This is a genomic window from Streptomyces sp. CA-135486 (assembly GCF_050936555.1).
Lineage (GTDB): Bacteria > Actinomycetota > Actinomycetes > Streptomycetales > Streptomycetaceae > Streptomyces.
Map to the genome: position 1 here is coordinate 637,907 of NZ_JBNJMM010000002.1, position 12,373 is coordinate 650,279.

Sequence of the window (12,373 nt, forward strand, 5' to 3'; positions counted from 1 at the left end):
GTTGCTTGAGAACTGCACAGTGGACGCGAGCATCTGTGGCCAAGTTTTTAAGGGCGCACGGTGGATGCCTTGGCACCAGGAACCGATGAAGGACGTGGGAGGCCACGATAGTCCCCGGGGAGCCGTCAACCAGGCTTTGATCCGGGGGTTTCCGAATGGGGAAACCCGGCAGTCGTCATGGGCTGTCACCCGCTGCTGAACACATAGGCAGTGTGGAGGGAACGAGGGGAAGTGAAACATCTCAGTACCCTCAGGAAGAGAAAACAACCGTGATTCCGGGAGTAGTGGCGAGCGAAACCGGATGAGGCCAAACCGTATGCGTGTGATACCCGGCAGGGGTTGCGCATGCGGGGTTGTGGGATCTCTCTTTCACGGTCTGCCGGCTGTGAGACGAGTCAGAAACCGTATAGGTAGGCGAAGGACATGCGAAAGGTCCGGCGTAGAGGGTAAGACCCCCGTAGCTGAAATCTATGCGGCTCGTTTGAGAGACACCCAAGTAGCACGGGGCCCGAGAAATCCCGTGTGAATCTGGCGGGACCACCCGTTAAGCCTAAATATTCCCTGGTGACCGATAGCGGATAGTACCGTGAGGGAATGGTGAAAAGTACCGCGGGAGCGGAGTGAAATAGTACCTGAAACCGTGTGCCTACAAGCCGTGGGAGCGTCGCTGTTGTTCTTCGGAGCAACAGTCGTGACTGCGTGCCTTTTGAAGAATGAGCCTGCGAGTTTGCGGTGTGTTGCGAGGTTAACCCGTGTGGGGAAGCCGTAGCGAAAGCGAGTCCGAACAGGGCGGTACAGTAGCGCGCTCAAGACCCGAAGCGGAGTGATCTAGCCATGGGCAGGTTGAAGCGGAGGTAAGACTTCGTGGAGGACCGAACCCACCAGGGTTGAAAACCTGGGGGATGACCTGTGGTTAGGGGTGAAAGGCCAATCAAACTCCGTGATAGCTGGTTCTCCCCGAAATGCATTTAGGTGCAGCGTCGTGTGTTTCTTGCCGGAGGTAGAGCACTGGATAGGCGATGGGCCCTACCGGGTTACTGACCTTAGCCAAACTCCGAATGCCGGTAAGTGAGAGCGCGGCAGTGAGACTGTGGGGGATAAGCTCCATGGTCGAGAGGGAAACAGCCCAGAGCATCGACTAAGGCCCCTAAGCGTACGCTAAGTGGGAAAGGATGTGGAGTCGCAGAGACAACCAGGAGGTTGGCTTAGAAGCAGCCACCCTTGAAAGAGTGCGTAATAGCTCACTGGTCAAGTGATTCCGCGCCGACAATGTAGCGGGGCTCAAGCGTACCGCCGAAGTCGTGTCATTCCAGCATGAGGGCCAACGCCCGCTGGGATGGGTAGGGGAGCGTCGTGTGCCGGGTGAAGCAGCCGCGGAAGCGAGTTGTGGACGGTTCACGAGTGAGAATGCAGGCATGAGTAGCGATACACACGTGAGAAACGTGTGCGCCGATTGACTAAGGGTTCCTGGGTCAAGCTGATCTGCCCAGGGTAAGTCGGGACCTAAGGCGAGGCCGACAGGCGTAGTCGATGGACAACCGGTTGATATTCCGGTACCCGCTTTGAAACGCCCAGTATCGAGCCCATTAATGCTAAGGCCGTGAAGCCGTCCTGGAGCCTTCGGGTGAAGGGGAGTGGTGGAGCCGCCGGTCCAAGGTGGTAGTAGGTAAGCGATGGGGTGACGCAGGAAGGTAGTCCAGCCCGGGCGGTGGTTGTCCCGGGGTAAGGGTGTAGGACGCAGGGTAGGCAAATCCGCCCTGCACATAGTCTGAGACCTGATGCCGAGCCGATTGTGGTGAAGTGGATGATCCTATGCTGTCGAGAAAAGCCTCTAGCGAGTTTCATGGCGGCCCGTACCCTAAACCGACTCAGGTGGTCAGGTAGAGAATACCGAGGCGTTCGGGTGAACTATGGTTAAGGAACTCGGCAAAATGCCCCCGTAACTTCGGGAGAAGGGGGCCATCACTGGTGATCCGGTTTACTCGGTGAGCTGGGGGTGGCCGCAGAGACCAGCGAGAAGCGACTGTTTACTAAAAACACAGGTCCGTGCGAAGCCGTAAGGCGATGTATACGGACTGACGCCTGCCCGGTGCTGGAACGTTAAGGGGACCGGTTAGTCACATTTCGGTGTGGCGAAGCTGAGAACTTAAGCGCCAGTAAACGGCGGTGGTAACTATAACCATCCTAAGGTAGCGAAATTCCTTGTCGGGTAAGTTCCGACCTGCACGAATGGCGTAACGACTTCTCGACTGTCTCAACCATAGGCCCGGTGAAATTGCACTACGAGTAAAGATGCTCGTTTCGCGCAGCAGGACGGAAAGACCCCGGGACCTTTACTACAGTTTGATATTGGTGTTCGGTTCGGCTTGTGTAGGATAGGTGGGAGACTGTGAAGCTTGGACGCCAGTTCAGGTGGAGTCGTCGTTGAAATACCACTCTGGTCGTGCTGGATGTCTAACCTGGGTCCGTGATCCGGATCAGGGACAGTGTCTGATGGGTAGTTTAACTGGGGCGGTTGCCTCCCAAAGGGTAACGGAGGCGCCCAAAGGTTCCCTCAGCCTGGTTGGCAATCAGGTGTTGAGTGTAAGTGCACAAGGGAGCTTGACTGTGAGACCGACGGGTCGAGCAGGGACGAAAGTCGGGACTAGTGATCCGGCGGTGGCTTGTGGAAGCGCCGTCGCTCAACGGATAAAAGGTACCCCGGGGATAACAGGCTGATCTTCCCCAAGAGTCCATATCGACGGGATGGTTTGGCACCTCGATGTCGGCTCGTCGCATCCTGGGGCTGGAGTCGGTCCCAAGGGTTGGGCTGTTCGCCCATTAAAGCGGTACGCGAGCTGGGTTTAGAACGTCGTGAGACAGTTCGGTCCCTATCCGCTGTGCGCGTAGGAGTCTTGAGAAGGGCTGTCCCTAGTACGAGAGGACCGGGACGGACGAACCTCTGGTGTGCCAGTTGTCCTGCCAAGGGCATGGCTGGTTGGCTACGTTCGGAAAGGATAACCGCTGAAAGCATCTAAGCGGGAAGCCTGCTTCGAGATGAGGACTCCCACCCCCTTTGAGGGGTTAAGGCTCCCAGTAGACGACTGGGTTGATAGGCCAGATGTGGAAGCCCTGTAAGGGGTGGAGCTGACTGGTACTAATAGGCCGAGGGCTTGTCCTCAGTTGCTCGCGTCCACTGTGTATGTTCTGAAGTAACGAACTCGCCCTTTTGGCCGGCTGGAGTTCACTATTTTCATAGAGTTTCGGTGGTCATTGCGTTAGGGAAACGCCCGGTTACATTCCGAACCCGGAAGCTAAGCCTTTCAGCGCCGATGGTACTGCAGGGGGGACCCTGTGGGAGAGTAGGACGCCGCCGAACAATTTTTAGCCGCAATCCCCGGATCAAGAATCCGGGGATTGCGGCATTTTTGCGTTGCGGGTCCCCGTGGCATTGGCATGAGCATGTTAGGTGAGTGTCTGGTCAAGTGTCGCGTGCTGGGCCTCTCATAGGGTGGTGGGCATGCGCTATGACCTCGTCATCTTCGACAACGACGGCGTGCTCGTCGACAGCGAGCCGATCTCCAACACCATCCTCGCCGGGTATATGAGCGAGCTCGGACACCCCACCTCGTACGAGGACTCCCTGCGGGACTACATGGGGGCGGCTGTGCATCGCATACACGACCTCGTCATGGAGCGGACGGGGAAGCGGCTGCCCGACGACTTCGACGAGACCCTGCACGCTCGCGTCTTCGCCGCCTTCGAGCGGGAGTTGGCCGCAGTGGACGGAGTGACCGAGGTGCTCGGGAAGCTGGTGGCGGACTCCGTGCCGTACTGCGTTGCTTCGTCCGGGAGCCATGAGCGGATCCGGGTCGGGCATCGGAAGACCGGGCTCGATCTCTGGTTCCAGGACGGTGTCGTCTTCAGCGCGCAGGACGTGGGGCGGGGGAAGCCGGCGCCGGATCTGTTTCTGCATGCCGCCCAGCGGATGGGAGTCGCGCCCGAGCGATGCGTCGTTGTGGAGGACAGCCCGCTGGGGGTGCAGGCGGCCCTGGCGGCCGGGATGGATGTGTACGGGTTCACGGCGATGACCTCGGCCGAGAAGCTGGACGGTGCCAAGGGGTACTTCGGGACCATGGCGGAGTTGCCCGCGCTGCTTGCCTGAGCGCCTGATCGCCTGTGCGATTCCTTGCGTGATCGATCTACCCATGGGTAAGGCGGCGCCCTACGCTGTCCGGCCATGACAGATGCGCGTGTGCGGCACGGGCGGGCCTCCCTGGCCTTGAGTTTCTTCGCGCAGGGGGTGGCCTTCGCGCTGCTCGTGACGCGTATTCCTGCCATTCAGGACCGGTACGGGATATCCGACGTGCTGCTGCCCGCCTTTCTGGCGGCGGTGCCGGTGCTCGCCGGTGTGGGCAGCGTTGTCACCGAGAAGGTGGTCGGGCGGGTCGCGCCGAGTGCCGTACTGAGGTGGGCGCAGCCGGTTGTGATGCTGGCACTGCTCGGGGTCGCTGCGGGCAGCGAGATGTGGCAGGTGGCGGTCGCTCTGGCCGTGTTCGGACTGGCCGTGGGAGCGCTCGACGCGTCCATGAACATGCTTGGGGTCAGCCTGCAGCGGGCGTACGGGCGCAGCATCATGCTCGGCTTTCATGCGGCGTACAGCCTGGGCGGGATCGCAGGCGCCTCGCTCGCATGGGCCGGGGCGCACTGGCATCTGTCGCTGCTCGTGTCGTATCTGCCGGTGGTGGGCGTGCTGCTGCCGGCGGTGCTGGCAGGGAGCCGCTGGTACGCGGACGGGGAGCGCGGCGAGGAAGCGGCGCAAGCGGGAGCAGCGGGGGCGGCGGGGCAGGGGGTCGCGTTCAAGCTCCTGCTGCCGCTCTGCCTCGTCATGGCCTTCGCGTACATCGGGGACTCGACGGTCTCCAACTGGAGCGCGAAGTATCTGCAGGACGTACTGGGGAGCTCGGAGGAGCTCGCGACCGTTCCGTACAACGCCTATATGGTCACGACTCTGCTCGGGCGTGCCGTCGGCGATTTCGGCGTGCGGCGCTTCGGCGCGGAGGCGGTCGTGCGGTGCGGGACCGTGCTTGCGGCGGCCGGATTCGGGGTGGTGGCCGTGGCACCCGGGGCCTGGGTGGGGATTCTCGGATTCACGCTGCTGGGGCTCGGGCTGTGTGTGATCGTGCCGCAGACGTTCGGGGCGGCGGGGCGGCGGGCTGTGGAGAGCGGTGGTCCCGCTGCGAGCGACGCGGCGGTGGCGCGGCTGAACGTCTTCAACTACGTGGGGTTCCTCATCGGTTCACCGCTCGTGGGGGCCCTCGGGGATGCCTGGAGCTATCGGTGGGCGATGGTCGTCCCCATGGTGTTGGTGCTGGTGACGTTGCGGTATGCCAGGTCGTTCGGGGCGGATCAGGCCGGATACCGTGGCGGGTATGAGCGGCCGCGGATTGTTGATGTGGGACGAGGCGGTAACGAAGTATGACTTCGGGAACGGCCATCCGATGGATCCGGTGCGGCTTGCGCTGACCATGGAGTTGGTGCGGGCGTACGGGCTTGACCGTGTCGTCGATGTGGTGGCCGCGAAGTCGGCCGGGAACTCGACGCTCCGGCTCGTACACCGCGAGGACTATGTGGCGGCGGTGCGGGCCGCGTCGGCGGATCCAGGGGCGGCGGATCAGGCGTACGGGCTGGGGACCATTGATGATCCCGCCTTTGCCGGGATGCACGAGGCTTCTGCGCTGATCGCCGGGCAGTCGGTGGGGGCGGCGGAGGCGGTGTGGCGCGGGGAGGCGACGCACGCGGTGAACTTCGCGGGTGGGCTGCATCATGCGATGCCGGGTTCGGCCGCGGGGTTCTGCATCTACAACGACGCGGCGCTGGCGATCGCGCGGCTGCTGGAGCTGGGGGCGGAGCGGGTCGCGTACGTGGATGTCGACGTGCATCACGGGGACGGGGTGCAGGCGGCGTTCTGGGACGACCCGCGGGTCCTCACGGTGTCGCTGCACGAACATCCGCAGACCCTGTTCCCCGGTACGGGGTGGCCACAGGAGACGGGTGGGCCGAAGGCCGAGGGCGGTGCGGTGAATGTGGCGCTGCCGGCGGGGACGGGCGATGCGGGGTGGCTGCGGGCCTTTCACGCGGTGGTGCCGGAGCTGCTGGCGGACTTCCGGCCGCAGGTGCTGGTGACACAGCACGGCGCGGATACGCACTTCGAGGACCCGCTGGCGCATTTGGCGGTGTCGCTGGACGCGCAGCGGTTGGTGCAGGAGTCCTGCCATGCGCTGGCGCACGAGCATGTGGAGGACGGGCGGTGGGTGGCGCTCGGTGGGGGCGGGTACGCGGTGGTGGACGTGGTGCCCCGGTCGTGGACGCACCTGGTGGGGATCGCGGGGCATGCGCCGGTGGATCCGAAGTCGGTGATTCCGTCGTCGTGGCGGGATGAGGTGTATGCGCGGACGCGGCAGCTGGCACCGGGGCGGATGACGGATGGGCGCGAGCCGGTGTGGCGGGAGTGGGAGTCGGGGTTTGACCCGGCGGATCGGGTGGACCAGGCGGTGCTGGCGACGAGGCGAGCGGTGTTTCCGGTGCGGGGGTTGTTGGCGTAGTGCCGCTGCGCGGGGCGTTTCCCCTCCCCGCCCCTTCCCGAACCGGGGCTCCGCCCCGGACCCCGGGTTTGTCCCCCACCCACCCGCCCTTGAGATGTGAGGGTACGGGGTACCCCCACGCCCCCGGCGGTTGCGGCAGCTTCGCGCCGCGGGCGTGCCGGAGGGAACGGTCGATGAGGCTTCGCGCCCTCGGCGCGGGCGGAGGCGCCCGGCCCCGGCAGTTGTGGCAGCTTCGCGCCGCACATGGGCGCTGCGGCCCCGGCCCCGGCGGCTCCGCCGGCCTCGTGCCGCGGCGTGCCTGAAAGGCCGGCCGGCGGCGGCTTCCAGCCGCAAGTGAGCGCCGCGCCCGCCCCCGGCGGTACGGCGGCCTCGCGCCGTCGCGAGGCGCCCAACGGCCGGCTTTTGCGCATGCCCTCCACAGGAAGCCACGGCAGGCTCAACCCGCCCAGCCCCCTCCCCATGGCGTGATTACGCCAACTGTGGGGGGTATTCCGCCTTTTGGCCCGGGATTCTTCTCCGTGCGGCAGCATCGGCAGCGTGTTGAGTACCGGAGCGCTGCGTGCGCACCTCTTGGCCGCGCGGTTGGCCGGGCCCGTCGCCACCACGCGGGAGGAGAGTCTGCGCAGTTACCGGCTCTTCGCCGCCAGGGATCCCCGCGTCACCCTCGGGCTCGATCCCGAATCGGCGTGGGGCGAGCGGGACTTGATCGCTTTGATGGCCGACAGGTGCGGCGTTTCGGCCGATCCCGGGCAGGTGTCCGGGCCGGATGTGATTGATCCTGAACGGACGTTGGGCGGGCTCGATGCCTTCGCCGGGCGGCTGGGGGAGGTGGCCGCTCGGCGCGGAGTCGTCATGTTCGGGACCGGGCATCCGCACCGGCTTCTCGGGTTCTACGCAGCGCTGGCAGACGCTTTGTCGGCGGTGGGGTGCGAAGTCCTCACCCCTGCGCAGGGGCGATGTGTCGACATAACGACCCGGTTCGGCGTACGCACGTACAACCTTGAGTACGTACGAGGCGTCGCGCTGGTGCGCGAACGCGGCGCACGGGGCGCCGGGAGTGTGACCGGCGTGCACACCCATTCTCCGCTCCCGGTTCGGGCCGCGCTGGAGGGCGTGGTGGAGGGTGGCGGACCACTGCCCGAGCTGGTCGTCGGGGACCACGGGTGGGTCTGCGGGGCAGGTCAGCTGGGGATTGAAGCCATCGGCCTGGCCGATACGGACGATCCCGCGCTGTTCGTCGGCGAAGCCGAGGGGCGAGTTTCCGTCGCCGTTCCGCTTGATGACGCTGTGCGGTCCGATTACTACCGACCGCTGACTCGCTATGTACTCAATCGAGCGTGTCTGTCACAGTAGGCGGCCGATGGCTGCTCCTCTTCCCCACTCGCATCACCCGCCCCTAGTCTGGGGAGTGAGCGCACAGCGACGAAGAGTCACCGGAGGGGAAGCCGGTGTGCGTCGTGTGCGGAAGGTACAGGTGGGTCATGGCTGCTGGCAGCGAGAGGCCTCTCAACGAGGTCAAGTTTCTTACCGTGGCGGAAGTCGCCTCGGTAATGCGGGTGTCGAAGATGACCGTGTACCGCTTGGTGCACAGTGGTCATCTGCCGGCGATCCGGGTGGGGAGGTCCTTCCGGGTTCCGGAGCAAGCGGTTCACGAGTATCTCCGCGAGTCCTTTGTGGGGGTGGAATCCGCCTAGCCGGAGACGGCCGGCTCCCCTCGGATTACAGGCTCGGAGCTCTGGCGGGTAGGCTAGGCCGACGTAGGTCGTGTGGGCCCAGACGCCCCGCACCAGTGAAGAGAAGTGAGCGAGGGTAGTCGTGGGCTCTGTTATCAAGAAGCGGCGCAAGCGGATGGCGAAGAAGAAGCACCGCAAGCTGCTCAAGCGCACCCGCGTTCAGCGTCGCAACAAGAAGTAGCGCGAACGCTTTACGTGTCGCCGCGGCCCTCCCACCAGCACGGTGGGAGGGCCGCGGTGCGTTTGGGCCCGCTGGCGGAGTCGTTGGCTCCGTTGGTGGCTGAACACTGGCAAAAGTGCGCCGCGCGGTCATCACAGCGCAACACCGAACCGCTACGGTGACGCGTGAGGGCGGATCCAGGCGGATCTGCGGACCTCGCGGACCTATGGGAAGGCGCTGATCTTGGGGAAGGTCGTGCTCGTCACCGGAGTGGCCCGGCAGCTCGGAGGTCGTCTCGTACGGCGCATCCAGCGGGATCCCGAGGTGGACCGGGTGATCGGCGTCGATGCGGTGGCGCCCGAGCACCACCTGGGAGGCGCCGACTTCATCCACGCGGACATCCGCCAGCCCGCGATAGGGCGGGTCCTTGCCGAGCACGCCGTCGACACGGTCGTCCACATGGATGTCACGGGTACGCCCCTGGGCACCGGCGGTCGTACGACGGTCAAGGAGACCAACGTCATCGGCACCATGCAGCTGCTCGGCGCGTGCCAGAAGTCGCCGACGGTCAAGCGCCTGGTGATCAAGTCCTCCACGAGCGTGTACGGCTCCGCGCCCCGCGATCCGGCCGTCTTCACCGAGACCACCCCGCCCAAGTCGCTGCCGAGCGGCGGCTTCGCGAAGGACACGGTGGAGGTCGAGGGGTACGTACGCGGATTCGCGCGCCGCCGGCCCGATGTCGCGGTGTGCGTACTGCGCTTCGCGAACATCCTCGGGCCGTGCGCGGACTCCCCGCTCGCCGAGTTCTTTTCGCTGCCGGTCATGCCGACGGTCTTCGGCTACGACCCGCGGCTGCAGTTCGTCCACGAGGACGATGTGATCGATGTGCTGCGGATCGCCCTGCACGAGCCACGGCGCGGCACGCTCAACAGCGGCACCTTCAACATCGCGGGTGACGGCGTGCTGCTGCTGTCGCAGTGCTCGCGGCGGCTGGGGCGGCCGACGCTGCCGGTGCTGCTGCCCGCGGTCACCTGGGTCGGCTCCGCGCTGCGCACGGTCGGTGTCACGGACTTCTCGCCGGAGCAGATCCGGCTGCTCACGCATGGCCGGGTGGTGAGCACCGCTCAGATGCGCGAGACACTGGGCTTCGACCCGAAGTACACGACCGCGGAGACCTTCGCGGACTTCGCCCGCAGCCGGGCGCCGGGGCTGCTGCCGCCGGACGGCCTGGCCCACGCGGTGGACCAGGTGGCGGCGGCAGTGCCCCTTGTGGGCGGAGCGCTGACGAAGGCCACCCAGCAGCTGACTCGGACGACTCGGCTGACACAGACGACTCAGAGCGACGCCGAATAAGGAGCGCAGCCAACGATGGCGGACGCCAAGGTCATTCCGTTCGACGACGACCGTTCGCGGGCCGGCGCGCAGCGCTCTCCGCGGCGGCGCCCGGCGCAGGGCCGTCGGAAGACCGAGCCCGCGGTGGTGCGGGAGGTTCCGGTCAGCCCGCTGCCGGGGCAGCAGGGGCCCGCGAGGGCCGCCGAGACGGCCGGGCAGGAGCCCGGTGAGCTCCGGGAGGCCGCGGGCCTGGGCGGCGGCTGGGAGCGGCGTATCGCGGGCGGTCTCGCGTTTCTGCGCCGGCGGATCACCGGTGATTACGAGGTCGACGAGTTCGGCTACGACAAGGAGCTCACCGACCAGGTCCTGATGTCGATGGTCCGGCCGCTGTACGAGAAGTACTTCCGGGTCGAGGTGAAGGGCATCGAGAACATCCCGTCCGACGGCGGGGCCCTGGTGGTGGCGAACCACTCGGGGACGCTGCCGCTGGACGGTCTGATGATGCAGGTCGCCGTGCATGACAACCATCCGGACAACCGCCATCTGCGGCTGCTCGCCGCGGACTTGGTCTTCATGCTGCCGGTGGTCAATGAGCTGGCCCGCAAGGCCGGGCACACGCTGGCGTGCGCCGAGGACGCGGAGCGGCTGCTGCAGCGGGGCGAAGTGGTCGGGGTGATGCCCGAGGGCTTCAAGGGCATCGGCAAGCCCTTCAGCGACCGTTACAAGCTGCAGCGGTTCGGGCGCGGCGGCTTTGTGTCGACGGCGCTGCGGGCGGGGGCGCCGATCGTGCCGTGCTCGATCGTCGGGGCGGAGGAGATCTACCCGATGCTCGGCAACGCGAAAACACTGGCACGGCTGCTGGGGTTCCCGTATTTCCCGATCACGCCGACGTTTCCGTGGCTGGGGCCGCTGGGAGCGGTGCCGCTGCCGACGAAGTGGACGATTCAGTTCGGGGAGCCGATCCCGACGGACGGGTATCCGCCGGAGGCGGCGGAGGATCCGATGCTGATGTTCAACCTGACGGACCAGGTGAGGGAGCAGATCCAGCACACGCTGTACAAGTTGCTGGTGCAGCGTCGGTCGGTGTTCTTCTGACGGTCTGATTCGGCGTCGGATTCGGCGGTCTGCTTGGACGGCCTTTTCTGGGGCGTGCAGCACAAGGGCGGCCGCTCCCAGCGGGAGCGGCCGCCCTCGTGTGTGCGGATGTACTACTCGTCGTCCTCGCCATCGAACCCGAGGCCCGGGAGGATGCCCGGGAGCAGCGGCGGGATCGTGACATCCGGCTGGGACGGGGTGAGGCTCTTGCCGGACGCGGACGGCGAGGCACCGCCGTCCGGGGTGTCGAACAGGCCGCCCGTGTCCCCGCCCAACAGGCCGTCGTCCGTCCTGGTGCTCGAGCCGGAGGGACGCGGACTGTTCTCTCCCGGTCGGCTGTCGCCCGCGCCGGGCGACGACTGTGTCGTACGGCCGGGGTCCGAGGGGTGTGCCGAGTCCTGGCTCGACGAGCCGGGCCGCTGCGAGCCGCGGGCGCCCTTCTCGGGACCCCTGGGCAGCAACGACTCCAGCGGGCCGACCTCTTGGTCTATGGCGTCGAAGACGGAGCTCACCTCGTCGCCGACGTCGGTCAGCTGCATGGGCAGCCGGTCGCGGAGTCCGTTCCACACGTCGCGGTGGGAGCGGGCGAATGAATTGAGCGTCGCCATCGGCCCGAGCGAGCCGTCCCGTTCGTACGCGGCGTGCAGCAGGCGGTGACCCTCGCTGACGTCGTGCCGCATGCCATTGAGCGCGCGGCGGACCTCGCCGAGCGACTCGTGGTCCATCGTGCCCGCGCGGCCGCGCTCCATGAGGCGGCGCGCCTCGCTCAGGCGGGTGGAGGCCTGGTCGAGATAGAGCTCGCCGCGGTCGGAGTCGTCGTCCGCCATGCCGAGCTTGAGATCCTCCATGCCGCGCTTCAGCCCGTACAGCGAGTCACCGGGTAGTGCGTCGGAACTGGCAGCGGCCACTCCGCTGAAGGCCCCCGCGGCGACTCCGACGGTCAGACCGCCGGCCGCGAGGCCCTTCGACCAGCGCGAGCGTGGTCGCAGTTTCCGGAGTGGGGAGGCCCGATGGGCGCCGCGGCCGGACGCCCGTTGCTCGGGCAGCGTAGAGCCCGCGGACGCACCTCCCGAGGCGAACATCTCTTCCATGGCGGCCACGAGCTGTGCTCGTTGAACCACCTTGACCTCGGGGTCCATCTCCGGTTTCGGCAACTCGCCGAGACCGTTCGCCAGAGCCAACAGCCGTCCGCGCCCGGCCGGTTCGACCGATTCCTCCGGCTGTTCGGCCGCCTGATCTTCCAGGGCCTGGGCGAAGGCGTTCGCCCGCCGGTGTGCCGAAACTTGTCCGATCACTGGCGGCACCTCCTCTCGTCATGACGATCGACTCCCCCGGGGGTCTGGAAGGTTGCACGCCTTGCACACATCCACACGATCGAGTGAGTGGCTATGGGCATGGCGTGACCACAGGGGGCCTGCATCCCGCACAACGAGCGTCGTGGCACTTGGGTTACGCGCGAAAGATGATCG

The 12,373-nt window shown here is 66.1% G+C and carries 9 protein-coding genes and 2 rRNA genes; 10 read left to right on the forward strand and 1 reads right to left on the reverse strand.

The window, feature by feature from the left end; genetic code table 11:
- The first annotated feature begins 37 nt into the window (after positions 1 to 37).
- From ACQEVG_RS22125 to ACQEVG_RS22170, 10 genes are all read left to right on the forward strand, one after another.
- Positions 38 to 3,160: ribosomal RNA gene (locus ACQEVG_RS22125) — 23S ribosomal RNA — on the forward strand.
- Between the two features lie 81 nt (positions 3,161 to 3,241).
- A 5S ribosomal RNA gene (rrf, locus tag ACQEVG_RS22130) occupies positions 3,242 to 3,358 on the forward strand.
- Between the two features lie 141 nt (positions 3,359 to 3,499).
- Positions 3,500 to 4,144 carry an HAD family hydrolase gene (locus tag ACQEVG_RS22135; protein ID WP_432986633.1) on the forward strand — a complete coding sequence of 215 codons (645 nt, stop codon included), beginning with the start codon at positions 3,500 to 3,502 and terminating at the stop codon, positions 4,142 to 4,144.
- Between the two features lie 75 nt (positions 4,145 to 4,219).
- A complete protein-coding gene (locus ACQEVG_RS22140) occupies positions 4,220 to 5,461 on the forward strand; it encodes an MFS transporter (protein WP_432986635.1) in 1,242 nt (413 codons plus the stop codon).
- Complete coding sequence (locus ACQEVG_RS22145) at positions 5,412 to 6,584, forward strand: acetoin utilization protein AcuC (protein ID WP_432986637.1); 1,173 nt, start codon at positions 5,412 to 5,414, stop codon at positions 6,582 to 6,584. Before ACQEVG_RS22140 ends, ACQEVG_RS22145 begins: the two co-directional genes overlap by 50 nt.
- 537 nt (positions 6,585 to 7,121) lie before the next feature.
- Positions 7,122 to 7,937, forward strand: coding sequence for a phosphatase (locus ACQEVG_RS22150; RefSeq protein WP_432986639.1), 816 nt, complete (start codon positions 7,122 to 7,124; stop codon positions 7,935 to 7,937).
- 128 nt (positions 7,938 to 8,065) lie between these two features.
- Complete coding sequence (locus ACQEVG_RS22155) at positions 8,066 to 8,278, forward strand: helix-turn-helix domain-containing protein (RefSeq protein WP_014046653.1); 213 nt, start codon at positions 8,066 to 8,068, stop codon at positions 8,276 to 8,278.
- A 121-nt stretch (positions 8,279 to 8,399) separates the two neighbouring features.
- The gene (locus tag ACQEVG_RS22160) at positions 8,400 to 8,498 is read left to right on the forward strand and encodes a 30S ribosomal protein bS22 (RefSeq protein ID WP_003948845.1); all 99 of its coding nucleotides are present in this window, start codon (positions 8,400 to 8,402) and stop codon (positions 8,496 to 8,498) included.
- 222 nt (positions 8,499 to 8,720) lie between these two features.
- Positions 8,721 to 9,830 carry an NAD-dependent epimerase/dehydratase family protein gene (locus ACQEVG_RS22165; protein WP_432986642.1) on the forward strand — a complete coding sequence of 370 codons (1,110 nt, stop codon included), beginning with the start codon at positions 8,721 to 8,723 and terminating at the stop codon, positions 9,828 to 9,830.
- Between the two features lie 15 nt (positions 9,831 to 9,845).
- Complete coding sequence (locus ACQEVG_RS22170) at positions 9,846 to 10,904, forward strand: lysophospholipid acyltransferase family protein (protein ID WP_432986644.1); 1,059 nt, start codon at positions 9,846 to 9,848, stop codon at positions 10,902 to 10,904.
- Between the two features lie 113 nt (positions 10,905 to 11,017).
- On the opposite strand, the gene ACQEVG_RS22175 is transcribed toward ACQEVG_RS22170, so the two are convergent.
- On the reverse strand, positions 11,018 to 12,199 hold the full coding sequence (locus ACQEVG_RS22175; RefSeq protein WP_432986646.1) for a DUF5667 domain-containing protein: 1,182 nt from the start codon (positions 12,197 to 12,199) through the stop codon (positions 11,018 to 11,020).
- Between the last annotated feature and the right edge of the window lie 174 nt (positions 12,200 to 12,373).